At 41.6% G+C, this 25,182-nt stretch carries 25 protein-coding genes; 13 read left to right on the top strand and 12 right to left on the bottom strand.

What is annotated here, in order from left to right:
* The first annotated feature begins 30 nt into the window (after window positions 1-30).
* Window positions 31-189, top strand: coding sequence for a YqaE/Pmp3 family membrane protein (locus Q4561_RS13580; RefSeq protein WP_013784353.1), 159 nt, complete (start codon window positions 31-33; stop codon window positions 187-189).
* 161 nt (window positions 190-350) lie between these two features.
* On the opposite strand, the gene Q4561_RS13575 is transcribed toward Q4561_RS13580, so the two are convergent.
* Together Q4561_RS13575 and Q4561_RS13570 are read right to left on the bottom strand one after the other, a co-directional pair.
* Window positions 351-797 carry a hemerythrin domain-containing protein gene (locus Q4561_RS13575; protein WP_303461194.1) on the bottom strand — a complete coding sequence of 149 codons (447 nt, stop codon included), beginning with the start codon at window positions 795-797 and terminating at the stop codon, window positions 351-353.
* A gap of 210 nt (window positions 798-1,007) precedes the next feature.
* Window positions 1,008-2,678 (bottom strand): diacylglycerol kinase family protein, encoded by a 1,671-nt coding sequence (locus tag Q4561_RS13570; protein WP_303461193.1) that lies wholly within the window; start codon window positions 2,676-2,678, stop codon window positions 1,008-1,010.
* A 175-nt stretch (window positions 2,679-2,853) separates the two neighbouring features.
* Here Q4561_RS13570 and Q4561_RS13565 point away from each other — a divergent pair, with 175 nt between their 5' ends.
* Window positions 2,854-3,408, top strand: a complete 555-nt coding sequence (locus tag Q4561_RS13565; RefSeq protein WP_303461191.1) for a DUF2878 domain-containing protein — start codon at window positions 2,854-2,856, stop codon at window positions 3,406-3,408.
* A 140-nt stretch (window positions 3,409-3,548) separates the two neighbouring features.
* On the opposite strand, the gene Q4561_RS13560 is transcribed toward Q4561_RS13565, so the two are convergent.
* Window positions 3,549-4,100 (bottom strand): hypothetical protein, encoded by a 552-nt coding sequence (locus tag Q4561_RS13560; protein ID WP_303461190.1) that lies wholly within the window; start codon window positions 4,098-4,100, stop codon window positions 3,549-3,551.
* 633 nt (window positions 4,101-4,733) lie between these two features.
* Here Q4561_RS13560 and Q4561_RS13555 point away from each other — a divergent pair.
* The 5 genes from Q4561_RS13555 (at window position 4,734) to Q4561_RS13535 (ending at window position 11,283) form a co-directional block, all read left to right on the top strand.
* Window positions 4,734-5,813 (top strand): DNA topoisomerase IB, encoded by a 1,080-nt coding sequence (locus tag Q4561_RS13555; RefSeq protein WP_303461188.1) that lies wholly within the window; start codon window positions 4,734-4,736, stop codon window positions 5,811-5,813.
* 543 nt (window positions 5,814-6,356) lie between these two features.
* Complete coding sequence (gene putP / locus Q4561_RS13550) at window positions 6,357-7,856, top strand: sodium/proline symporter PutP (RefSeq protein WP_303461186.1); 1,500 nt, start codon at window positions 6,357-6,359, stop codon at window positions 7,854-7,856.
* 15 nt (window positions 7,857-7,871) lie between these two features.
* Window positions 7,872-8,981 (top strand): glutamate 5-kinase, encoded by a 1,110-nt coding sequence (gene proB / locus Q4561_RS13545; RefSeq protein ID WP_303461185.1) that lies wholly within the window; start codon window positions 7,872-7,874, stop codon window positions 8,979-8,981.
* A complete protein-coding gene (locus Q4561_RS13540) occupies window positions 8,978-10,225 on the top strand; it encodes a glutamate-5-semialdehyde dehydrogenase (RefSeq protein ID WP_303461183.1) in 1,248 nt (415 codons plus the stop codon). The genes proB and Q4561_RS13540 overlap by 4 nt, the downstream gene beginning before the upstream one ends.
* 152 nt (window positions 10,226-10,377) lie before the next feature.
* Complete coding sequence (locus tag Q4561_RS13535; protein ID WP_303461181.1) at window positions 10,378-11,283, top strand: mechanosensitive ion channel family protein; 906 nt, start codon at window positions 10,378-10,380, stop codon at window positions 11,281-11,283.
* Here the strand turns inward: Q4561_RS13535 and Q4561_RS13530 are convergent.
* A complete protein-coding gene (locus tag Q4561_RS13530) occupies window positions 11,266-11,826 on the bottom strand; it encodes an HNH endonuclease (protein ID WP_303461179.1) in 561 nt (186 codons plus the stop codon). The genes Q4561_RS13535 and Q4561_RS13530 overlap by 18 nt on opposite strands.
* A gap of 336 nt (window positions 11,827-12,162) precedes the next feature.
* Between Q4561_RS13530 and pnp the strand changes: the two genes are divergently transcribed.
* Window positions 12,163-14,274, top strand: a complete 2,112-nt coding sequence (pnp, locus tag Q4561_RS13525; RefSeq protein WP_303461177.1) for a polyribonucleotide nucleotidyltransferase — start codon at window positions 12,163-12,165, stop codon at window positions 14,272-14,274.
* A 131-nt stretch (window positions 14,275-14,405) separates the two neighbouring features.
* On the top strand, window positions 14,406-14,699 hold the full coding sequence (locus tag Q4561_RS13520) for a DUF1244 domain-containing protein (RefSeq protein ID WP_303461175.1): 294 nt from the start codon (window positions 14,406-14,408) through the stop codon (window positions 14,697-14,699).
* Between the two features lie 152 nt (window positions 14,700-14,851).
* On the opposite strand, the gene Q4561_RS13515 is transcribed toward Q4561_RS13520, so the two are convergent.
* The 3 genes from Q4561_RS13515 to Q4561_RS13505 all read right to left on the bottom strand — a co-directional run bounded on the left by Q4561_RS13515 (window position 14,852) and on the right by Q4561_RS13505 (window position 17,349).
* The gene (locus Q4561_RS13515; RefSeq protein ID WP_303461174.1) at window positions 14,852-16,282 is read right to left on the bottom strand and encodes an ATP-binding cassette domain-containing protein; all 1,431 of its coding nucleotides are present in this window, start codon (window positions 16,280-16,282) and stop codon (window positions 14,852-14,854) included.
* A 166-nt stretch (window positions 16,283-16,448) separates the two neighbouring features.
* On the bottom strand, window positions 16,449-16,907 hold the full coding sequence (locus Q4561_RS13510; protein WP_303461172.1) for a GNAT family N-acetyltransferase: 459 nt from the start codon (window positions 16,905-16,907) through the stop codon (window positions 16,449-16,451).
* A gap of 40 nt (window positions 16,908-16,947) precedes the next feature.
* The gene (locus tag Q4561_RS13505) at window positions 16,948-17,349 is read right to left on the bottom strand and encodes a DUF4870 domain-containing protein (RefSeq protein WP_303461170.1); all 402 of its coding nucleotides are present in this window, start codon (window positions 17,347-17,349) and stop codon (window positions 16,948-16,950) included.
* Between the two features lie 167 nt (window positions 17,350-17,516).
* On the opposite strand from Q4561_RS13505, the gene Q4561_RS13500 reads away from it, so the two are divergent.
* The 3 genes from Q4561_RS13500 (at window position 17,517) to Q4561_RS13490 (ending at window position 19,096) form a co-directional block, all read left to right on the top strand.
* The gene (locus tag Q4561_RS13500) at window positions 17,517-17,735 is read left to right on the top strand and encodes a VF530 family protein (RefSeq protein WP_303461168.1); all 219 of its coding nucleotides are present in this window, start codon (window positions 17,517-17,519) and stop codon (window positions 17,733-17,735) included.
* 74 nt (window positions 17,736-17,809) lie between these two features.
* Window positions 17,810-18,283: an NYN domain-containing protein gene (locus Q4561_RS13495; protein WP_303461167.1), complete on the top strand. Its 474-nt coding sequence runs from the start codon at window positions 17,810-17,812 to the stop codon at window positions 18,281-18,283.
* 153 nt (window positions 18,284-18,436) lie between these two features.
* On the top strand, window positions 18,437-19,096 hold the full coding sequence (locus tag Q4561_RS13490; RefSeq protein ID WP_303461165.1) for a YoaK family protein: 660 nt from the start codon (window positions 18,437-18,439) through the stop codon (window positions 19,094-19,096).
* 86 nt (window positions 19,097-19,182) lie between these two features.
* Here the strand turns inward: Q4561_RS13490 and Q4561_RS13485 are convergent, their stop codons facing one another.
* Window positions 19,183-19,977 (bottom strand): hypothetical protein, encoded by a 795-nt coding sequence (locus Q4561_RS13485; protein ID WP_303461163.1) that lies wholly within the window; start codon window positions 19,975-19,977, stop codon window positions 19,183-19,185.
* Window positions 19,978-20,164: 187 nt separating this feature from the next.
* Between Q4561_RS13485 and Q4561_RS13480 the strand changes: the two genes are divergently transcribed.
* Entirely contained in the window at window positions 20,165-21,202 is a 1,038-nt protein-coding gene (locus Q4561_RS13480; protein ID WP_303461161.1) for a DUF4350 domain-containing protein, read from the top strand.
* A gap of 79 nt (window positions 21,203-21,281) precedes the next feature.
* Here the strand turns inward: Q4561_RS13480 and Q4561_RS13475 are convergent, their stop codons facing one another.
* From Q4561_RS13475 to Q4561_RS13460, 4 genes are all read right to left on the bottom strand, one after another.
* A complete protein-coding gene (locus Q4561_RS13475; RefSeq protein ID WP_303461159.1) occupies window positions 21,282-22,310 on the bottom strand; it encodes a methionine synthase in 1,029 nt (342 codons plus the stop codon).
* 25 nt (window positions 22,311-22,335) lie between these two features.
* A complete protein-coding gene (locus Q4561_RS13470) occupies window positions 22,336-23,313 on the bottom strand; it encodes a DUF1852 domain-containing protein (protein WP_303461157.1) in 978 nt (325 codons plus the stop codon).
* Between the two features lie 493 nt (window positions 23,314-23,806).
* A complete protein-coding gene (locus Q4561_RS13465; protein WP_303461155.1) occupies window positions 23,807-24,334 on the bottom strand; it encodes a YchJ family protein in 528 nt (175 codons plus the stop codon).
* Between the two features lie 75 nt (window positions 24,335-24,409).
* On the bottom strand, window positions 24,410-24,838 hold the full coding sequence (locus tag Q4561_RS13460) for a deoxyguanosinetriphosphate triphosphohydrolase (protein WP_303461153.1): 429 nt from the start codon (window positions 24,836-24,838) through the stop codon (window positions 24,410-24,412).
* Between the last annotated feature and the right edge of the window lie 344 nt (window positions 24,839-25,182).

The following is a 25,182-nucleotide window of genomic DNA, read 5'->3' as shown; positions in this document are numbered from 1 at the left end:
TGAAATTACTTCAAAAACAAGGATATTATTATGGATATTATTCGCATTATACTTTCAATATTACTACCTCCTCTAGGTGTGTTTTTGCAAGTTGGTATCGGCGCTCAGTTTTGGATAAACATCCTTCTAACGTTGTTTGGCTATTTTCCTGGTGTAATCCATGCGGTGTACATTATTGCCAAACGTTAGTTTGAATAGCTAATTATTAGTAGAATAATTAGCACAGTATTTAGCAAAAAAACTACCAAAAAAAGGCCAGTCATTTAACGACTGGCCTTTTTTATGTCTGGAATTCTGAGTAGCAGGTAGCTAATCGTAATGCCGATTAGCTATCATGCAACTAAAGGTTCCTAGTGCGGCGCCGTCAGTTCTTTGGCCATTTCGTCTTGATAAGATTCAGCCAATTTGTTCTTTTGTGAATCATTGAGCAATCGACCCGCTACCTGAAAGAACTCTTGCTCTTCATCGGCCAAATGGTGCTCTACTTTTTCTTGCAGTGATTTCAAGTGACGAAGCCATCCAGGTGAGTCCATTTTTGTGTCATCGAGCTTCTCAATCAACTCATCAATTTCGTGATGCTCGGCAATACCATGACGGGTCAAATCTACCGCTTCATCTTTCTTAAGCAGGGGAGAATAAAAATGACGCTCTTCAGCCACTGCATGACTTTCAAGCTGATCTTTGAGTTCTTGGTAGTATTCACGGCGAGCAGCAGTGTCTCCACTGGTCTCAGCTAGAATTTTAAGTAACAATCGTTGTTTCTCATGATCTTGGCGTAGTGCTTCAAATATTTTCATCGGTAATCCCTCAACTAGTTGTACTGAATATGTGGCATAAAAGCACTATAGATAATGCGAGAAGCGTTCCACTATATTCAGTTCAGTAAGTCATTGTAAATTCAGTTATTAGCGGTTTCTTACTGATAAAACATATAAGTCGCCGCTTAAATAATGCATTTCTTACATAGGGGCAGAGGTAATCTTTACCTAGAAGAAGCTAAAGCAAGATTAGGCTAACTTGGCTGTGCCGCCAGTTTCAGTGCTTTTGTTTCTTTGTTCCTGGTTGATTCCGGTGAGCACTCTAAGGCTAGCGGGTTGAGTAGTTACACGGATTTCACTTGCACTGAAAATTTCTCCATCCACAGCATAAGAAACTTCTTTGTCAAAACTGAGTGTAATCGCCTTTGTTTGTTTGTGCCTGATGCTTTCTGACGTGGTTTTGTAATCTTCAGGTCCGAAAACAAGCTCAGCTAATGAGAACAATTGACGATCTGGAGATGCTTGAGGCATCAACCAGGTAATATCTAGTTTTCCATCCGTTACATCGGGAAGATTTCCGCCTTGGGCAAGGGCCGTTGTGATTGGCGCCGCGTTAGCAATAACTAAGCTAGGTGTTTCAAGCTGTTGAGCTTCTTCATCATCACAGGTGACGGTGAAGTGTAGGTTGTCATTTTTACCAATGGCTTCCCAAAGGCCTTTTAAATACGCAAATTGCCCTCCGGTGTCTTTTTCACCTCGTCCGGCAGCCGAAATCATATGTTCTTCGAAGCCCACTGCAGCAACCAACAGCATCATTCGGCCGTTACACTCAGCGGTATCTATATCTGCAGTTTTGCCGTCAATAATAATATCGCAAGCTGTACTAATGGGCACAATTTTGCTGGCATAACCATGAAGCACCTGGCAAAGCGCATTAGCAGTACCAAGTGGAATAACCCCTAAGGTAACGTTTTTATCGGTAAGCGCATTAGCAACCTCAGTAATGGTGCCATCGCCACCACAGGCGACGATAATCTGCGCGCCATCTTTTAGTGCTTCTTCTGCCAATGCCTCTGCGTTAGTGTCTTTCGTGGTTTCTTTTACGGTGACCTTAAATTTTTCATTTAGCCTAGAGAGAATGTCTGTCTTTTCAACTTTCCATTTACCGCCTCCCGCAACAGGGTTTGCAATAAGTGTAAGGTTTTTCGTTAATAACAGACTTCCACCATTTTTTATCTTTTCCAGCGCAGCCAATTGATGTTTGTTAAGCCTTGCGGTAGTTCGCACCGACTGAATCTTGTCCATAGTATCTAGTATTGAAAGGGAAGGGTCTCGGGCAAGCAGGTAAGCCGCTAGTACTAACACCGAACGTCCTCTGCCTAGCGCACAATGTACGATGATATTTTTACCGTCGGCAAGTTGCTGATCGATCCAGTTTATCGCCAGAGTGAGTTGCTCTTTAGTTGGGCTGGTATGATCTAGCACAGGTATATTGAGATAGCTGAAATCTGCTTGATACGCGGTCCAATCTAAACCATCGAATTCAGCCGTTACATCTAAAATAGCGTTAATACTATTCTCGTTTAACAAATCAACATGCTGTGAAGACATACGGCAGCCAAGATATAATTGGTCATCAATTTTTTGAAGGGGAGGTACCTTATCAGTGCGTCTTGCATATTCATTATAAAGCCAACTGCCCAGTAAGAAGGGAACAAATATCCAACGAATGTAAATGGGGATAGAGCCATCTTCGCGCTTTCTAAACAATGCAGGGTAATTCAGCAAATAAGCACTGCTGACTGCAATAAGCGAAAAGCTGATCCATGCAAAAATAACCGAGAGCCATATTGTTGGGCTAAACCACGTAAGCACTAATGCTAAAATTGCGCCGAGTACATAATATTTAACCATCTTCATACTGTTTACATTTCCTTTGTTCAAAGATTCACTTATTTATACAGAGCATCTGCCATTTTTGTTTATTACTAATTGGCAACTATGTAGGTAAAATTAATTTAATATGTAAACTTGCTGTTTGACGCCAGCGTAATAACGCCGATGACATCCCTCAATAACAAAAAAGAGCGAATTAATGCCTAACAGTTTCTTAAGTAAACTTCTTAACTTTTTTTGGTTTCAAGGAATATGGTGGTTAGTGGTTTTATACCAAAGCACCTTTATTACACTGTGTGTTGTAATGTGCTTACTTGGCGCTTGGATTGTTTTCTCTCCTATAAGAAAATCTGATTTTAAAATAATGGTTTCAGTGTTATTGCTTGGTACGCTAGTAGACTCTTTGTTAATGATTACCGGTGTATTTGGCTTTGAAACTGGCGCATGGCTAAGGGGGAGCGCAACGCATTTGGTCATCCCTATTTGGCTCATGTTTTTGTGGGCTGCCCTTGGCGGTTCAATCCAGCATAGCTTAAGCGCTTTTGCTAACCGGCCTTGGTTGGCAGCAATAGGGGGGGCTATTTTTGCTCCAGTAAGTTATTTCGGCGGAGAGGCTTTTGGTGCGGTAACATTTGGCTATTCATCCACTATTACCTTTATCATTTTAGCCATAGTGTGGGCGTTTGTATTTCCGCTATGTTTTGTAGTAGCGGGGCTAATAGCCGACAGTGACAATAACGAGCAGCCTAATTAAGAGCAACGATAATAATGGGAAGGCTAACTTTAGCCTGCACTATCGCATTAATATAACAATAAGGCCCCTTTACCTATCTTAGGTAAAGGGGCCTTTAATGATGTCTAGTTTATTTGTATATACTTGGATTCAATCAACCGCTAGCGAACTGCTTCTACTACTGTTTTGCTTCTAGAGTGTAAAAATGAAGATATGTCGGAAGCCGATTGGCTCTTTTTAAGATTGATAACAACGGCGACATGATTTCTTCTAATCGCATGCCTAACAGCCTGAACAATCTCTGAGCGATCAGGGCGTAACCCCACTAATCCTGCAACAAACAATCCAGTGAAAATACCTGGGCTTATAAGCGCAATGTAGGTGAAGAGCGGATTCTGCTGTGTAAGCTCAGGGCCAAAAGAGACAAGTAAAAATGCAGCAAGTATACCTACTAATAAGCCGATACCACCTAGCATTAAATGAGAGTGCCAAAGATTCTTTCCAATATGCTTACTCTCTTGCTCAAGCTTTTGGCTAATTTGTGTGTCACTGGCGTCAATAAATGAAACTTGGTCGGTACTCACATTGGTTGAATTTGCTAACTGTTGAATAGTTTGCTTTGCCGACAATTTATCTTCAAATATTGCAGCTACCTGTATTTGGTCGGTTGGCGCTAGAGATGCGCGAAGATTTTCGTGATTAGCAGATTGCATAACTTCTCCGATTAACCCGTTTGACTTATACCAAAAGTGGTAACGCTTCAGCGTGTTAAAACCGAAGGCGGGTAAATTCATAACGTTGGAACGAATTTACAAAAATATACTTATAACCATTCAAAATGCGTTCCGTCGTACTCTTAGCCTTTAGTCTATGTCTCTTTTATGGGGTTGGGAATGATTAATTTATTGATAAATAAGGCTTATTTTTGTTTTTTGGGCCAGCAATCTGTAATTTACTTAGTTTTTATTGGGTCTATCAAGATAAATAGTAAAACGCCTATGCTTCATATTTACTCACGGTATGAAAAATTGTCTCAGTGTCGTAAACAGCAATGCTCAGCTATATATATCTAATTATGAATGTAAGCTCTATTGAATAGTGAAATATCACTAAATAGTTAGGTAACCTTATGTAATTAAATAGTAATTCTTCCCTAGACGAGCTTTTCTACCTCCTTAGTGTGTGAGCCTATCCTTTCTTACATAGTAAGCACATTACTTGCATTGCTTCATTACGTCATTGCACCATTGATTTGAAATTAACTAAGTATGGACACCAGCGCGGTTCATCTTTTAACAGCCTTGATGTTAGTTAACGATATTACATGATTTGAATAGGGAGTCAGCGTGACTATAGGGCAAGTCGTTAAAGATAGAGAGTCACAGTTGCAGCCACAGCCAGATAGGCAACAGCTGCATAAAAATCCTCATCAACACCTGAGCATTTCTCGAATTCGTTGTGGCAAGGGTGCGTATTACCGGTATAAAAATGGTCGAAAGGTAGAGGGAGAACGGGTCTTAAACCGTATCAAAGCACTGGCTATTCCTCCAAACTGGAAAAATGTAGTTATTAGTAAAGAGCCCAAGGCAAATATTCAAGCTATAGGCTTAGATGCTAAAGGGCGAAAACAATATCTTTATCATCCGGAATGGCATAAACAGCAGCAGGCAGATAAATTTAGGCGTTTGGCCCTATTTGGCGAAAAAATGCCTGAATTTCGAGGTTATTGTAGAACATTAGTGAACGGTGAGAAATGGACACTTGAACGCGCTTCAGCGCTGGTATGTTTACTTTTAGATTACACCGGCGTGCGGATTGGGAATTCTCAATATAGTAAAGAGAATAACACTTATGGGCTAACCACACTGCGCCGCAAGCATGTGCAAGAAGCGTCTATAGAAAAAGTATTGTTAGCATATTCAGGTAAACACAGTAAACATCGAACGATCACTATAGACGACCCTCTGTTAGCATCTTTGGTTTGTGAATGTACTGAACTGCAAGGATACAGTTTGTTTAGGTACCAATTAGACAATGGATCATGGTGCGATATTCATAGTGAAGACGTTAATGCCTTTATTCATGAACACTTGGGAGAAGATTTCAGCTGTAAAGATTTTCGAACTTGGGCTGCAAGTCGATTTGCACTACAGAGTTTCCCTGATGTTGATAGATATCTACGGGAAGGCCGGAATAGAAAGTGGCCTAATTCTCTAAGCGCTCATGTATCCAAAATGCTTGGAAATACCCCAACAGTTTGCAGGCAATATTACATTCACCCGAAACTGTATTCTGTGTTTGACGACAAAACGCAGTTCGAGAAGTTGCTTATGCAGCTACAGCAAGAACAAAATGAATTGTGCGATCCAACTGAGCGAGATTTGAGCACTGAAAAGCTTTTGTTGGCGATTATTTCATCTGAGTGATATCTAGATTAACTTTTAATAATAAATGCTTCTATTGATATTAATAGTGTGATAATTACACTAATAAGCGTACGAGTAAGTGCATTTAATGAAACTTGCGTTCTGTGTTTAATTTCATTTAAAACAATGGTTTGTGTGTTTCTCCTTTGTCGCTAATGTCTGTGGAACTAGCAGGGGGGGATTTGAGTTGCGAATTGAGCTCTTAGTAAATTGGCTACTATTTAAGCTTGAAATAACAACGCTGATACATATATAATTAGAACTCAAATCATTATTGTTCTATTTAATTACTCTGTTTGAATAGCTTTTGGATTTACTTGCCTCTGAATTTGGTTAAGCACCTTAGTCAGGGCTTTTTATTAACTGAAGAAAGCTAAATGCAAAATTAGATGTAAGAACAGGTGTAGGTTTTAGCGGTTAAACATAGGTGCGAACTTTAGATGGAAAACTAGAGTTTAGTAATTGGTTGGTATAAACACGCGTCACAAGCTACCTACACAGAACAATGTAATTTTAACTAACATAGGAGAGCAATCTCACATTATGCCAATTGAAAGTTATATATCACTGGCGATATATTTTTTAGCAATGTTAGGGATAGGCCTCTTTGCTTATCGTCAATCAACCAGTGATATTTCGGGTTATATTTTAGGTGGTAGAAAGGTTAGCCCTCAAGTAACAGCACTTTCAGCTGGTGCGTCTGATATGTCGGGTTGGATGTTAATGGGATTGCCTGGTGCAATGTTCTTAACTGGGTTTGAAGCGGTTTATATCGCGATAGGCCTGGTAGCAGGAGCATTAGCCAACTACATACTGGTTGCCCCAAAACTTCGTGTTTATACCGAAGTAGCAAATGATTCACTCACGGTACCTGAATTCTTCGCTAAGCGCTTTAATAGCCCAAAAGCGAACGTACGTATTGTTTCAGCAGTCATCATCGTACTATTTTTCACTTTATATACCTCGGCTGGCTTAGTGGCTGGCGGAAAGCTTTTCGAAAGCGCGTTTTCGGTTGATTATCAATTAGGCCTCTTTATTACACTGGGTGTAGTAGTGTCATATACCCTCTTGGGTGGTTTTTTGGCAGTTAGCCTGACGGACTTCGTACAGGGCTGCATCATGTTTATTGCCCTAGTGCTGGTGCCCATTGTAGCTTTCAGTGAATTTGAAAGTGTAAACCAAATGACGGCGGCCGCGTATGAATCAGTACCGAACTTTAGCGAATCGTGGAGCGCTTTGACACTAGTAGGCTTACTTTCGAGCTTAGGGTGGGGGCTTGGTTACTTCGGACAACCTCACATCATAGTGCGATTTATGGCTATTCGCGATGTTAAATCAGTGAGTACAGCGCGAAATATTGGCATGTCTTGGATGCTAGTAACTATACTTGGTGCATTAGCAACCGGTTTTGTTGGAATAGCGTATTCAAATCAATTCAATTTGAGGGTAGATGACGCTGAGACTATTTTTATCGTCTTTTCTCAGTTGCTATTTCATCCTCTTATTAGTGGCTTTCTAATGGCGGCAATTTTAGCGGCCATCATGAGCACTATCTCGTCTCAATTATTAGTGTCGGCGAGTTCGTTAACCGAAGATATTTACCGCGTTGTGGCGAAAAAAGATATTAGCGAAAAAGAGACGGTTACCATCGGAAGGTTTGGCGTAGCGGGTGTTGCTGTGGTGGCACTGTTATTATCTATGGACTCGTCAAATTCTATCTTGTCCTTGGTAAGCAACGCGTGGGCAGGCTTTGGTGCCGCATTTGGCCCATTAGTGCTGTTTAGCTTGTACAAAAAAGATTTAACACATAATGCGGCATTGGCCGGCATTATTAGTGGTGCTGTAACCGTTTTGTTTTGGATATATGCGCCCGTTTTGGCTGACGGTAAAACGTTAAGCAGTGTTATTTATGAAATTATTCCTGGTTTTGCGGTAAGTACCGCGACCCTTTGGTTGGTATCGCGCGCAGGTGTTGCGCCATCTGATGAAACGTTACGTTTATTCAGAGCAACTAACCAACAATTAGCAGATCAACAATCTTAAGGTGAATGAAATATTATGAGTCATCCCAATTGGAAACGCGTGGTCATTAAAGTAGGCAGTGCACTAATCTCGCCGAATAAGCAGGGGTGCAGCAGCCACTACTTGCTTAGTATTGCCCAGTTCATTGTGCGTTGTCGGGCGAATGGTACACAGGTAGTGTTGGTGTCTTCAGGTTCTGTTGCAGCAGGGGCACACCTATTCCCTGACCATGAAAAATCAAACATTGCAGTGAAAAAGGCAATGGCAGCGGCAGGGCAAACAGAAATGATTGCTACGTGGGACAGGTTATTCGACTTCCCATCAGCGCAAATGTTGTTAACCCATGCTGACCTGCGCGACAGAGAGCGTTACGTTAGTATACGTGAAACTATTTTTAGTTTGCTTGAGCATAATGTGCTGCCTATCGTTAACGAAAACGATACGGTTACCACTGACAAACTAAAAGTAGGTGATAACGATAATTTATCCGCTATGGTGGCAGCAGCAGCTGATGCCGACGCACTTATCATTTGCTCAGATATTGATGGTTTATATAATAAAAACCCTCATGATCACGATGATGCTGAGTTGCTGAAAAAAGTAGATACCATAGACGCCAGCATCTATGCCATGGCTGGCGGCGCAGCAGAAGGCGGTGTAGGCACCGGTGGTATGCGCACAAAAATTGAAGCGGCGGAAAAAGCAGTTTCGCATGGTATAGATACATATATTATTAACGGCTTTACCGAGCTGTCATTTAATATGTTGCTTGCCGGTAAAAATCCTGGCACTCACTTTAGTCCTTACGACAAACCAATGTTAGAAAACGTACACTGGATGCGCCATACCTCGAACGCGCAAGGTGAAGTGATAGTTGATGGAGATTTTGACTCTTCATTAGAGAACGACAGTGAACAACTGACTAGCAGCGAAATAGTTGATGTGAAGGGAGAGTTCTCAGTAGGCGATACCATTTTGGTAAGAAAGGCCGACGGAACTAAGCTCGTTAAAGCAAAATCTAACTATAGTAGCTGTTTACTGAATTTTATCGCGAATCAGGAAAACGATGACTTCGCCAGTGAATTTGAAGACAAGACTGGCCCTATCATTTCTGATCAGCATGTAGCAAATTTGGAGGAAGAATGAGTATTATTACAGAATTAGCAAAACAAGCGAAACAAGCAGCCCAGACACTTGCCATATTGGATGAAGCAGAAAAAAACGCTGTGCTAAAAGACATGGCTGCGGCAATTCGTGGTAATAAAGACACCATTAAAGCGGTTAACGAAAAAGAAGTGGCGCGCGCTAAGGAAAATAACTTAGATGACGCCATGATTGACCGTCTAGTTTTAGACGATGCCCGCATAGAGTCTATGGCTGAAGGCATTGAGGTTATTATTAGCCTTGACGATCCTGTTGGCCGTGAACGTGTAATTGGCACTCGTCCGAATGGCATTGAAATTAAAAAGATGCGGATTCCATTAGGCGTAGTGTGCATGATTTATGAAGCACGCCCTAACGTAACAGCTGATGCCGGCGCACTATGTTTCAAATCAGGTAACGGTGTTATTTTGCGTGGCGGTAAAGAAGCCCTAGACACCAGTTTAGCCATCGCCGGACTGATGCAAGACGTGCTTGAAAAGCACAATTTGCCAAGAGCACTCGTTACGGTAGTGCCAAACCCAGACCGTGCCCTTATGCAAGAGCTTATGGAACAACGTGACTATATTGACGTTATTATTCCACGTGGCGGTGAAGGGCTAATTAACTACGTAACTGAACACTCTAAAGTGCCCGTTATTCAGCATTTTAAAGGTGTGTGTCATTTATATGTAGATAAAGACGCTGATCTGGATAAAGCATTGGCTATCCTGCTTAATGGTAAAACCCAACGTACTGGCGTATGTAATGCGTTAGAAGGCTTGGTAGTGCATCAGGCAATCGCTGGCGACTTCTTACCTCGCGTTGCTGAAGCGTTCGAGCAACAGAAAGTGACAGTGCATGTGAATGAGAAGGGTGCTCAGTACTTTAACGGCGCTGATGTTATTAGCGAAGATGCCTACGGCGAAGAGTATTTAGGTTTAGAAATTGCTATTCGAGTAGTAGATGACTTTGCCGGTGCTATTTCTCATATCGCCGATTTTGGTAGTAACCATACCGAAGTTATCTGTACAGAAAACGAAGATAGCGCGAAGAAGTTCCAGCGCGCAGTAGATGCTAGTGTCGTGATGGTAAATGCATCTTCACGATTCTCAGATGGTAGCCAACTTGGTTTAGGGGCAGAAATTGGCATCGCGACCACTAAGCTTCATGCGTATGGCCCAATGGGATTAGAGTCGCTTACTTCTGAAAAATACTTGGTAAACGGTGTTGGCCAAATTCGTGAGTAATTAGTGCTCAAATAGGGCGCATTGCCAGCAGGCTAAGTGTGAATATTCCCACTGGTCGGCATTGTGCCCATCGATAGCATGCTTCATAATAAAGGCGCTGAATTTTCAGCGCTTTTTTTATGTTCTACCCAATGCTTAAGCGGAGCTCCTAAATGGAAATAGTGATTGATCCAATACAAATGTGGCACAACTTTGTTGAATTTGTTTTGGAGTACAAACTATTAGCTTCGCTTTTTTTAGTGGTGTTACTGCACTTCTTCAAAAAAGGAGTCCTTCGATTAATTAAGCGCCGCAGTTCCCGCAAAGGGGAAGATAGACGTAACCAAATCAATATATTAGAGCAGTTAGGTAATGCGTTTATCATAGTGCTCCTGATGATGGTGTGGTCGTCTGAAATTCAAAACCTTGCTATTTCAATTGCCGCTTTCATGGTAGCCATTGTGTTAGCTACCCGCGAATTTATTCAATGTTTTATGGGCTTCATTTACTACCTAGGCGCACGGCCGTTCAGGGTAGGGGATTGGATCCAAATGAATAATGTTATTGGTGAAGTGGTGGAAATGGATTGGGCAAAAACTGCCTTGTTAGAGGTTGACTCTGAAACCTTTAACTATACTGGTAAGCACGTTTACGTACCCAACAGTCAGTTAGTCACGCAAACGGTACGTAACTTGAACTTCTTACGTCGTTATAAACTGCATTCATTTAATATTGTCAATGAGCCTACGGTTAATGCTTATAGCTTATTACCGGCTTTTAGGGCCAGTGCCCATGCTCACTGTGAATATTTTCGTGATGTAGCAGAGCGATACAAAGGTCTTATTGAACGTCACTTAGAACAAGACTTTATTCAAATAGACCCTGAGGTTGAAATTAAAACTAATGAACTCGCTAAAGTCGTCGTAAAAGTCAGTTTGTTTTGCCCCACGGCAGAAGCACACGAACTTGAACATAAAATGTGTTCAGATTGGCTAAGCCTATGGTTTGAGGCATTGGAAAACAGTGCCTGTCCGCCGAATACTTCGTCAAGCTCTCAATCGCTAGGGGAAACCGTTTAAGTGCCAATCTCGCTTATCGGTAAAGTGGCCTTTTAAAAATTCCATTTGATCGGCCAATATCCGACGGTTAACCAAATAGAATCTTTCATAAACGTTTGGCCTGAAGGGGACAGCAAGCAAAGGCATTCCGGCTTCTTCTGGGGTTTTAGCTGCTTTTGCATGGTTGCAGCGCTGACAAGATGTCGCCACGTTAGTCCAGCTATCTTTGCCACCCCGTGAGCGTGGAATAATATGGTCACGGGTTAACAGGCTTGGTGAGAAGCGTTGGCCGCAGTAGAGGCACAAATAATTATCACGCCTAAACAGATACCGATTGGTTAACGCTATCTTGCCGCTTAAATCCGTTACTTTGCCATCGCAAGCAATAATACTTGATAAGGTTAACTGACTTTGGTGGCCATCATGATCCCAGCCACCTTTAAGCGTAATAGCACCACTGCCTAATTCGAATAATACCTTTTCCTGACAATAGAGTTTTGCAGCTTGCTCAACATGGATCCATTCCTGTGGCATGCCAGCTTTATTTAGTCTAAGTACTAGCATTACATTCCCCTTAGCGCACCGTGTAGGTTTAGTTATAGCATACGAGGTTTTATGTCATTATGATGAAAATACATACAATTTGAGCGTATTCATACAAATTTTATCTTGTTGTGATGATATTTATATTGCGGTGAGTATTTATGCGCTTAAATCGTTAATGTGAACTACATTGAGTAGTGGGTTAATCACAGTGGATACGTGATGTGTGCGAAATAGCCGCAAACCGCAACGAATTCTACGATTTGAAAATTTGTTAATGGTATTAGCGTAAGTTCATCGCTATACTATGCACCGCGATTATAAGCGATAAATAAGATTGAAATTAAAGGACAAATAGTGACTCCTATTACTAAATCATTTCAGTATGGTCAGCATACTGTAACACTAGAAACGGGCGTTATCGCTCGTCAGGCCACAGCAGCCGTCATGGCAAGTATGGATGACACCGCTGTATTAGTTACTGTTGTTGGTAAGAAAGAAGCGAAAGCAGATCAAGACTTCTTCCCATTAACAGTAAACTATCAAGAAAAAACATACGCTGCGGGTAAAATCCCTGGTGGTTTCTTTAAACGTGAAGGTCGTCCTTCAGAAGGCGAAACCCTTACTGCACGTTTGATTGACCGTCCTATCCGTCCGTTATTCCCAGATGGCTTTAAAAACGAAGTACAGGTTGTTATCACTGTAATGTCTGCTAACCCAGATATTCCTACCGATATCATCTCATTAATTGGTACTTCAGCTGCATTAGCCATTTCTGGTATTCCATTTAATGGCCCAATTGGTGCTGCACGCGTTGGTTATACCAACGGTGAATATATTCTAAATACCCGTGTTGAAGAGCAAGCAGAAAGCGAACTAGATCTAGTTGTTGCTGGTACTGAAGGCGCGGTATTGATGGTTGAATCAGAAGCTGACGTGCTTTCTGAAGACGTTATGCTTGGTGCAGTTATGTTCGGTCACGAACAATTACAAACTGTAGTGACTGCGGTTAACGAGTTCGCATCGAACGTTAGTATCGACAAGTGGGACTGGAAACCAGAAGCAGAAAACACAACCCTTAAAGATAAAGTGAAAGCATTAGCTGAAGCTGAAATGGTTGCTGCTTACCAAATTTCTGACAAATTAGTACGTAAAGATGCAGTAACTGCTGCTACACAAAAAGCACGTGATGCCATTCTTGCTGAAGACGAAACCCAAGATAAGAAAGAAGTATCAAACCTTCTTCACGATCTTGAGTCTGACGTAGTTCGTTCACGCATCCTTGCTGGCGAGCCTCGCATCGACGGTCGTGATCCTAAGATGATTCGTGCACTAGACGTTGCAACGGGCATTTTACCACGTACTCACGGTTCTGCTGTTTTCACACGTGGTGAAACTCAAGCAATCGTTGCTGCTACTTTAGGTACAGAACGTGACGCGCAGATGATTGACGAGCTTCAAGGCCGTCGTGACAGCCGCTTCATGCTTCATTATAACTTCCCTCCATACTGTGTTGGTGAAACCGGTATGATTGGTTCTCCAAAGCGTCGTGAAATTGGTCACGGTCGTTTGGCGAAGCGTGGTATTCAAGCTGTAATGCCAAGCGAAGAAGAATTCCCGTACGTAGTACGTATTGTTTCTGAAATTACAGAATCAAACGGTTCATCTTCAATGGCTTCTGTATGTGGTACTTCACTTGCGCTTATGGATGCAGGTGTACCAATTAAAGCTTCAGTTGCTGGTATTGCAATGGGTCTAGTGAAAAGCGACGAAAACTTCGTTGTACTTTCAGACATCCTTGGTGACGAAGATCACCTTGGCGACATGGACTTTAAAGTTGCTGGTACTACTGGCGGTATCACTGCATTGCAGATGGATATCAAAATTGAAGGTATCACTAAAGAAATCATGCAAATTGCCCTTAAACAGGCAAAAGAAGCACGTTTGCATATTCTTAACGTAATGGACGAAGCAATTGGCGGTCACCGCGAAGAGCTTAGCGAATTCGCTCCACGCATTTACACTGTTAAAGTTGATCAGGATAAGATCCGCGACGTTATCGGTAAAGGCGGCGCAATGATTCGTTCAATTACTGAAGAATCTGATACCAACATCGAAATCGAAGACGATGGTACTATCAAAATCTTCGCAACTGAGCGTGCTAAAGCCGATATTGCTATCAGCAAGATTGAGCAAGTTACTGCTGAAATCGAAGTGGGCAAAACTTACCACGGTAAGATTACCCGTATTGTAGATTTCGGTGCGTTTGTTGAAGTATTACCTGGCAAAGAAGGCCTAGTACATATTTCTCAAATCGCTCACGAGCGTGTTAACAAAGTAACTGACTACCTTACTGAAGGTGCGATGATTGACGTGAAAGTGATGGAAATTGACCGTCAAAACCGCGTACGTCTAAGTATTAAAGAGTTACTTGAAAAGCCTGCTCCTAAGTCTGACGACGCAGAGTAAGGTTTTATTTGCTACCTTGCTGTAGCTTAGGTTTTAACTTAAGTTTCGCAGCAATACGCAGATTTAAGACAGATATAAAAAATTAGAAAGGGAGCCTAGCTCCCTTTTTTGTTTCTAAAGAAAGGAGCATCATGGAAAAGCAAACGCAAACTGAAATTGAAGCCGCTGTGTTTCGTCGTTTGGTTGATCATTTAGACGCGAACAAAGATGCACAAAATATCGACCTGATGATTTTGGCTGATTTTTGTCGTAACTGTCTTGCTAAATGGTATTCATCGGCTGCAGCAGAGCAGGGTGAAGACATCGATTATGATGCTGCTCGGGAAGTGGTGTACAAAATGCCGTATTCTGAGTGGAAAGCAAACCACCAACTACCTGCCAGTGACGAACAGTTAGAAAAACTAGCAGCACGTCAAAAGAAATAAAGAATAAACCCAGCTGAAAGCTGGGTTTTATTATAAACGGGCAAGCTGTTTACACGTAAGCCGCTTTACGGAAGCCGTCTCAAGGAGTTCTTATACTTGGAAGCCGAATTCACGGAATCTATTTTAACAAAAGCCATATCAACAAAAGCAAATTAGCCTTGGTAATCTCGCATATCAAGCAAGTTATCAATGCCCTCAATTGCCTCATCTGCTATGTGAGTAACATAAAGCAGGGTAGTATGAGTAGAGCCAGCTAAAAGCTTTATCAGTGCCAGCACATTGGTGCGATTAATATCATCTAACCCATTGCAGGGTTCATCAAGTATTAATACCGCAGGGTGCTTCACCATGGCGCGCACTATAAGTAACAAGCGCTGTTCACCAAAAGAAAAGTTATTAAAAGGTGTGTGTTTGTTATCGGAAAAGCCAATAACATCAAGCCATGCATCGGCAATCGCATTTTCAGCATTAGTAGGCGTGGTATAAAGGCCGATGCTATCGTAAAAACCCGAGGTCACCACATGGTGAGCGCTGCAATTTACCCGATACTGCATGTGCAGTGCGTTCGACATAATGCCAATGTGTTGCTTGATATCCCATATACTTTCCCCAGTGCCTCGCTTTATTCCAAACAAGGTCAAATCATTGGTATAGCAGTGAGGGTTATCGCCAGTAATCATAGTAAGTAGGCAGGTTTTGCCCGAGCCATTGGGCCCCGATATTTGCCAATGCTGGCCAGGGTAAACCATAAAATCTAATTCTTTGAATACCGTATTGTCATCGTACTTAACACACCCATCTCGAAGGGCAATAAGCGGCTCGTCTTTGGGAAAGATCTTAGACGTTTCAGTGCTAGGTGGCAACGTGGGCGCAGCCGTACTTAAGCTAAACCACGACGATAAACGAGTAACTAGCGCTTCAGGTGCCATGCTAGCGTCGCTAGACGACACAATCTGTAGTGCATCAACCAAGACTAATTTACAGGCCACTTTCGGCACGTCACGCACGGTGTTTGCGGTAATCACTAAGGTAGACTGAGTTTGTTGGCTTAAGAAGGTGTTGAAACGTGCCCGTGCTTCTTTATCTAGGCCTTCAAAAGGCTCATCGATTAGAATAACGTCGGCATTGCTCACCCATGCAAGTAACAAGAGTACTTTGCGGGTCTCTCCCGTAGACAGTGAAAGAAAAGCAGTATTAAGTAAATGCTCAACGTTCAGAGATGTTGATAACGCCTCATACGCGCTGTGTTGTATAAAGTTAGGGTTTGTTTGACTTAAAAGTTCATGTACTAGGGTAGGTTCGGGAACGATATCAAGCAGATCTGCACTGTCTTTCTGTTTTTCTTCAAGAATGAGTGCTTGTTGAACCGCTACGCTCACTTCAGCAACCGATATAGTCGTATTGCGTGTTCCCGCCAATGCTTTACCACGCCCGGCCAATGCCGTCATAAGCAAAGACTTTCCTGCACGGTTTCGCCCAGCAATTAATACATGCTCACCTTTATATACGGTAAAGCTAAACTCAGGTGTGATGAAGTTGTTATCTAGTTTTACTTGGTAGTTGTGCAGCGATAGCGTAGTCAAAATACAGATGTTTCAGTTAGCTAAGATGGTAGCATTTTGGCGGTGGCAATGGGGATATGTCAATGCAAACATATTCTTAGGTATTTTGAATACGTTTTTGGGTATGTTTGTAAGTTTTCCTATAACGGTATAAAGAGGGAGAGCATTTTTAGTTGAGCAAGTAAGTTTAATCTAACGGTTTGGTCATAAAGTGGCTATTGGGATCAATATGATAATTGCCAAAAGGCCCGCAGTCGTTAAAACCGTTTTTGGCATACAACTGCCGGGCAGCTTTAAAATAGCTTTGTGTACCTGTTTCTAGGCTTAAGGTTTGGTATCCGTTAGCACCAGCGAACTCAATTACAAAGGTTAGCAACTGTGTTGCTACGCCTTTATTACGAAAAGCGGCAACAGTTCGCATAGATTTCAATTCAGCTTCAGTGTCGCTTAATTTTCTAATGGCAACACAGCCCGCAAGTACGTCGCCTTGCCATGCGCTAAAGAACGTAATGCTAGGTGACTTTAACGCAGTAACATCTAGGGCATGTACGCTTTCTGGGGGAGAAGTGGCGTACATATCTTTTAAGTGCTCTTCTAGCAGGGCGATAACATCGCCACCGCTAAGGTCGTCCTGTTTAATGTTCATATATAACGTTGATTGACCAATTTAAGTAGTTATATAAGTATTATTTAAGAAACGTAATACTCAACGGGTACGACCATAATTCGCCTTTGTTCGCTTTAACCGCTGCAACAATAGCAAATACGAAGTTCAGTATGGCAAGCAGTACTAAGCCAAACAAGCCAATGATGATTAAGCTAAGAAGGCCACAAATAAGTGAATAGATAAATAAACTGATTAGCCAATTAACCGTGATCTTTCCATGCATATCAATTTCTTGGTGTTTATCTTTATTCGTTGCCCACATGACAATAGGAAGAATAAGACCTAACCCAGGAATAATAAAGCTGGTTAACTGGCTAAGGTGAATGAGCATGCAGTAGGTGTTGAGGGGCATACCCCAATATTCCTGAACGCTTCCGGCTTCATTACTCACTTGATTGCTATTGTTCATATTATCACTCATACAACTTTCCTTGTTTACCTAAATTTAGTTATGTTTATTTGCTCTAACGGCATTCCCTTCGAATTTTTCGAAGGGAATGCCAACATACTCTGTTAAAATAACAAAATCAACGTACAAGCGAGATGATTAATCGCGCTACGTATCTGTTTCTATTCGGAATTAGCATTATGAACCAACAGCAGCCAAACAATCCTCTTCACGGGCTTACCCTTGAAAAAATCCTTGTTCGTCTCGTTGAGCATTATCAATGGGAAGGCTTGTACGCAGAAATTAGGGTGAACTGTTTTAGCAACGACCCTTCTGTTAAGTCTTCACTGAAGTTTTTACGCAAAACTCAGTGGGCAAGAGACAAAGTTGAAGCCTTATATATTCGTACATTTAGCTAATCTACTCGCGCTAATGGCAAGCTAGTCATTAACACCAAAAAGGCTGAGCCTTCTTGCTATCATAAGGAATAACCATGGATAACGTTGCGCTTTTCGTCGACGTGCAAAATATTTACTACACTACCCGACAAATCCACAAGTGTAATTTTGATTACAATCAATTTTGGCGCACGGCGACGCAGGGTAGAAACGTGGTGAAGGCAGTGGCTTATGCCATTGAACGTGGCGATACAAAGCAGCGAGAGTTTCAAAATATCCTGCGTGGTATTGGCTTTGAAGTGAAGTTAAAACCTTTCATTCAACGCGCCGATGGTTCAGCGAAAGGCGATTGGGATGTAGGTATTACCATTGATGCTATGGAGTATGCTGAATTAGCTGACACCATTGTATTTGCCACAGGTGATGGCGACTTTGATTTGCTGGCCAGCAAGCTAGTAGATAAAGGTAAAGAGGTAGAAGTGTACGGTGTACAAGAACTTACTTCCGTATCTTTAATTAAAGCGGCTAGTAAATACGTTCCCGTTCAAGGCGACTTGTTACTGCGCTAAGCTAAGTATTAGAGCAATGTATTTAAGCAATGTCAGTGCTGCTGATAGACACATAAGCGTCTATTATGACGACTTTTATTGATATTGGTCAGATTGATTCTGTGTTGTTGCGAGTATGCTTGTCTTATCTGAATACGAAATAGGCGAGGTATCATGATTTCACAGCTACCTAAGTGGGTAGAATTCGGCGCGTTTATTTTAGCGCTGGTGGCGGGTTATGTGAATGCGATTGGGCTGCTTGGTTTTGACCATCAATCTGTGTCGCATCTATCGGGTACTGCCACTTTGTTAGGTACTGGTGTTTATCAAGGCACTTTGCAAAATGCATTTCATCTTGTAGGCGTCTTGCTTTCCTTCCTTGCTGGCGCTTCCATTGCAGGCTTCTTACTGCATGGGTTTACATTAAAACTGGGGCGACATTACGATACTGCCCTTGTTATAGAGGCGCTTTTATTGCTTGTTGCACTGGCGTTTTTGTATAACGAACAGTTTGTTGGTCATTTTTTTGCTTCAGCGGCCTGCGGGCTTCAAAATGCGTTGGCTACAACCTATAGCGGCGCTATTATTCGAACTACTCACGTTACCGGTATTTTCACCGATTTAGGTATTATGCTTGGCGCCTTGTGCCGAGGGGAAAAGCTAGATACCAGAAAAGCCAAGCTATTCTTACTCATTATTACCGGTTTCATTTTTGGTGGTACAGCGGGCGCTATTTTGTTTGGCATGTTTCAGTTTTTCTCGCTTATTGCGCCGGCTAGCGTATGCCTAATGATTGCGCTGATTTATAACCTGTATTTACGAAAAGCGGCATGAGCGAAACATTGGTAATGGTAAACGTTAAAAAAGGCCGCTGACATGAGCGGCCTTTTTGTTGGTTTAATTTAAAGGCTATTTATCATTTACATGTGGCTTAGATGTGCCTTAATAGCGCCATAGTGGATACAAGCTAGCACTGGACTTGCAAGTAACACAGACAAACCAAAGGTGTGAGGCGCAAAGTAAATAACCAAGGTGTTTAGCGCGAACAATATGGCGAAAGATGTCGTCTGTGCAGAAACAATCGAAAAGGTTGTTGTCATGCTTTGTTTGAAAGAACGCTTAGCTATTAGCATTAGTGGCGCAACAAAAAGTAATAGCATAATGAGTGGGACTGCCGATGAGAATATTAAGCCTAATGTATGTGCGCTTATATCAATAAACTGTTGGAATAAAAGTAAATCTACACCGCTACGTCCAAGTAGTAACCAAGAAAACATAAGCTGACTTAAAAAGGGGAGCAAAAGGAGAGGGCTAATAAGTAAAAATTTTCCCCATGATGCATTGCTTATTGCAGAGAATGACCATACTTTTCCTTTTGTTGCCAAGTTATGAATGCAAAGCCAAGTAGCGCCAATAACTGGCACCATTATCCATTTTGATAGAACTAGCGCTACGGGGCCAGCTAATAGCTGCAACACACCTTCAATAATTAACGGGCTCAGCATAAGAACAAATAACGAAAAAGGGGCCTGCTTAAATAGCTGCCATCCCTGTTTGAACCACGCATTGGTATTTAAATGCGCTTTATGATCCTTGTAGGTACTAGTTGCGTTGCTTTTGTTTCCATAAGTACTATTACCGCAAGCATCGTTTCCGTATGAATCAGTGGCTTGTAACGCTAACTCATTTTGATTTACTGAAGTTTGTGCCGTCATTGTGAATCCCTGTGTATTCTTTGGTGATTATTAATTAACCTTCAAAGCTATAGTCACGGGCAAAAAATAAAAATTACAAAATGATTGGAAAATAATCTAACTACAGTCGAAGTTGTCTCTAATACTATGAAATATTGGCTTTATTTTTATTCTTTTTACTCTAGAAGTTATTCATAAGGACGTGTTAATGAAAACTATGGCGAGAATAGCTATTCTTTTCAATGTGCTTTTAGTGGTTTCGTGCACTGACAGCCCTCAGCAAGCAGACGCGACATTTGAACCCTACAAGCGAACAGCAACTTACACTGCAAATATCAGCCCAGTAGTGTGGGTTGATGAAGCTCACCACAATTTTCTTAACATTAATAATCGCTTCAAACCCTTCGCTCAGGTGTTGCTAAGCGACGGAGTTACGGTTGAATCGAACAAGGTGAATTTCAGCCAACAAGCCCTTAAAAATGTGGATATTCTTGTTATCGCCAACGCTCTTGATAAAAAGCGAAGCAACTGGCAACCCCCGTTTAACCAAGCGCTAACTAATGAGGAAGTGACTGATGTGGTTGAGTGGGTACGTAACGGCGGTTCTCTTTTTCTTATTGCTGATCACGCCCCTTTTCCTAAAGTGATTGAAAGCCTGGCAACAGCGCTGGGCTTCACGTTTACCAATGGCCACGTTAAGGCAACACTGTTTAATAAAGCAACGGGGACCCTGGTGAGCCATGCAGTAAGCTATGCACATGAAGATACTAAGCTAGATGATAATTCTAGTGCTAATGCTAATTCAGAAGCCAATCCTGAAGCTAAACGCCCAAACCATGTCGAACTTCCCGTTTTTATGCAAGAAAGTCCACATGGCGCATTTACATCAGTATTAAACAGTCAGTTGCACACAAAAGAAGTGATTCAAGTTAAAACATTTGGCGGCGCTGCTTTTTTACCACCAGAAGCGGCTATTTCATTGTTAACGCTTGGGCCACGTGCGGTATCTATTGAGCCAGAAGTTCCTTTTGAAATAACGTCAAGCACGCCTCGAAGAGCTATCGAAGGCTGGAGTCAGGGTGCCTTGTTGGAATTGGGCAAGGGGCGCGTTGCAGTGTTTTCTGAAGGCATGATGTTTTCTTCTCAAATCGATACTCGAACAGGTATGAAGCATGGTATGAGATCGGTTGGGGCTGAACAAAACGAACAGTTTTTACTTAATATTATTCATTGGCTAGCGGGCTAAGCAGAGCTGAAAAACAAGGTTGAGTAAGCGTAAATGCAAACTCAATGTCAGCTCTGTAATAGTAATTAGGACGATAACATTAACGCGTCAGTTCTTGCCTAATAATTTCAGCGCCTGCACTCAACGCATTGAGTTTTCCGCGTGTTACATGTTGTGACAATGGCACCATGCCACAGTTGGTACAAGGTAATAGTTTGTCGGCATCAACAAACTGTAGGGCCTTTCTAAGCGTGTTAGCGACTTCTTCTGGTGTTTCAATAGCATTGGTGGCTACATCAATGGCACCAACCATGACTTTTTTGCCACGAAGCAACTCGATTAATTCCATTGGAACTCGAGAATTTTGACACTCTAGTGAAATAAGGTCGATAGAAGACGATTGCAGTTTGGGAAAAATCTCTTCGTATTGTCTCCACTCTGTGCCCAATGATTTCTTCCAGTCGGTGTTGGCTTTAATGCCATAGCCATAGCAAATATGAACGGCAGTTTCACACTTTAGCCCTTCAGCAGCACGTTCAAGTGCCGCTATTCCCCAATCATTCACTTCATCGAAAAAGACATTAAATGCAGGTTCATCAAACTGAATAATATCAACGCCTGCAGCTTCCAACTCTTTGGCTTCTTGGTTTAATATTTTCGCAAATTCCCAGGCAAGCTTTTCGCGACTTTTGTAGTGACTGTCGTAAAGGGTATCTACCATAGTCATGGGGCCAGGAAGAGCCCATTTTATGGGCTGATCAGTTTGTTGACGAAGAAATTTAGCATCATCAACAAACACCGCTTTTTGGCGAGTCACTTCACCAACCACCATAGGTACACTGGCATCGTATCTATCGCGAATTTTTACCGTTTTACGCTGCTGAAAATCAACACCGTTTAAATGTTCAATAAAAGTGGTAACGAAGTGTTGGCGAGTTTGTTCACCATCACTAATGATATCAACACCAGATTGTCGCTGATTAAGTAACGAAAGACGTAACGCGTCTTGCTTGCCCTGAGCCAGTTCATCACCGTCTAATTTCCAAGGTGACCAAAGTGTTTCAGGTTGTGCAAGCCAAGACGGTTTAGGCAAACTGCCGGCAATTGAAGTAGGTAATAATTTTTTCATAATATGTACTACACGTTTGAATGAGTTAAAGGGCGCAGTTTGCAGACCATTGCTGAAGAATATTGTGGTAAGGCTTGATGAAATTCTCTTCAACAAACTTACCTTGCTGAGCCGCTAAGTGATTACGTTCTTCTCGGTCATATTCTATTTGCGTGAGTGAATGATCTTGGTGTTTTAAATTTGGTTGATACACTCTTCCGGCAACCGCGTTAGCGTTGTAAATCTCAGGGCGATAAATCTTTTGGAATGTTTCCATGGTGCTAATAGTGCTTATCAACTCAAGATTGGTGTAATCGTTTAGTAGATCGCCAAAATGATAAAATGCCAAAGGTGCAACGCTATTAGGCGGCATGAAATAGCGAACCTGCAGGCCCATCTTTTGGAAATACTGCTCGGTTAACGATGAGCCATCGGGTAGATATTCAAAACCCAATACAGGGTGCTGATTTTCAGTTCTTTGGTAAGTTTTGTTTTCGGAAACACTTAGGCAAATAACAGGCGATTTACTGAAGTTTTCTTTGTAAATGTCTGAATTTACGAATGCTTTAAACAACTTCCCGTGTAAATCACCAAAATCATTGGGAATACTAAATTGGGTTTGGTTTTTATTGTGCTCAGATAAGATCACACTAAAATCGTAGTCTCGAACATAAGACGAGAAATTGTTCCCCACAATTCCTTCAATGGTTGTATTGGTTTTGCGATCAAGAATATTTGTTTTTAGTATTTCAATGGTGGGGAAGGTAGAACCGTTACCTTCAACATCTATATCAACCGATATAATTTCAAGCTTTGACGAATAACGATCCCCATTAACATTGTCCCAATACGCTAGTGCATTAAAACGATTGTCTATCATCTGTAATGCATTTCGAAGATTATCCTGACGTCGATTACCTCTAGCCAAGTTAGCAAAATTGGTGGTGATACGTGTGTTGTCAGATGGACGGTAATTCTCATCAAAACAAACGCGATTAAGCGAAAAAGTAAAAAAGTTATTCATGGTGATCTGACATTCCATTTGTGAACATAAACCCAAATTTTTTTGCTCAGTACAACGGTTCTGTATTTTCCAATTAAGCCTGTAGCGGCTAATTAAAAACGAATGCAATACGTAAGTTATGTTGAGCAGAGGGGGTTTTATACGCATTTTTTCCGATGAATAAAAATGATTTAATTTCATTGAATGATGAGTTTTACTCATAATTGCCGATATTTAAAATATAAAATTATTGGGTAATTGCTCTGCTTTAGAAGCCATCTGCTTATATGAAGCGATGTGAAAGGTGAAAACTATGAAGAAAAAGAATGGAATTGAACGGTCCAAAGGCCCGAGCTAACAGGTTAAATCACCTCGGGTTTTGGACATCTTAAATAAAATGAGGTGCTGTTAAACAGCTTTAAAAACATTTCGTATTAACACTGAATGTGGGCTACAACGCGGCTTAAGTAGCTACTAATGTACTTAAGCAGCTACTATCGAACTCAAGTAGCCACTACCGTATTTTTGTTGCACAGCATTGTTTGAATTTTTTCCCGCTACCGCAAAGGCAGGGTAAGTTACGACCGTATTTTACTTTGCCGCAATCATCATGAAGTATACCGTCGTGGTAGCGCCACTGGCCATCTTCAACAATAAAGTTCGAAGTTTCATGTAACTGATAAAGACTTTTATTTTCAAAATAATAAGCGGTGAAATCGACAGTATCTGTCGCCCCTTCATTATTTTGCGCTGCGGCCTCAGCCACCCCTTCACCTTGGACAATAAGAGGGACATTTTCAGTTTCACCCACTTCCAGTGCAAACCACGTGGCATTAGCTGCATTAGCGGTTAATTCGTCAACACTTAATTCAGGTTGACGCACCTTTGTGTAGGTATCCAATACATAATCGAAGTGCTTGCTGGCATAGGCAGAAAAACGAGAACGCATTAACTGAGCAGCAGTTTGAGGTGTGGCTTGCCCTTTTAAAAAAGGTTCACAACATGAAGAAAATGGTAAATTTGAACAGCAATAACATCGCATAATTTTTTACAACCAAGTTAGCAGTGCGCTATTGAATACATACGCGGGCGCAATGCTAACGGTAAATTAAACGAATTACCATGGCCCTACTGCAAGGTTGCCTTCATTTAGTGCTGAATCTACTCGTACATTTACCAAACATACTGAATAAAGTTCGCAAAGCTTTCTGATCATGTCGCTGTCGGTAGGCTGTAAATCTAAATCAATATTTTCAACATACAGTGTTTTACACTGACCGCCAGTTATTAGCTTGCTAATCCACTCTGGCATTTTTTCCTTTTCAGGTTTTTGAATACGAATGGCGTGGTCGACTTCTTTTGAAAATGACACTGAATCGGCTAATAGATAATTCCAGCCCTTACTTGTGCCACCTTTACCTTCACCAGGATAACCTTCGAAAGGTAAGGGGAGTTGTACAACATTAGAAGTAGCGGTGCTTGAAACAGACTTATTGGTCACTGAGGTACGTAATGCCTGTAAACGTGCAATTGATGAAGTGTTCATAGCGTTACCTTTTCGTAAGTTGTTTTTTAAACAAATCAGCTGCTTTAGGTTGAACTGATAGTCAGTTTTAACTTTAGGCTGTCTGTTTATACAGTGTGTATGTGTATACAGTAGTTTTAAGTTAAAAGGATTGCAAGCATTAAATTGTGTTTTTTTCACACAATGGTGTAGTCACAAAAAGGTAGATAATTAGTTGAAGCCATTATTGAGAGCGAGGTTGTTTGGGTATAAGCCCAGCGACAGCGGGGGGCGCCGGTCACTTGCGTTACGTATAGAGCAAACTTAATGACTATATTTGCGACTTAGGTAAACTACATCCTCGTAGAATTTCACTAGGTTGAAAA

Origin of the sequence: Alteromonas sp. 1_MG-2023 (assembly GCF_030547075.1) — a bacterium.
Taxonomy (GTDB): domain Bacteria; phylum Pseudomonadota; class Gammaproteobacteria; order Enterobacterales; family Alteromonadaceae; genus Alteromonas.
This window is presented reverse-complemented; position numbering and strand designations above follow the sequence as displayed.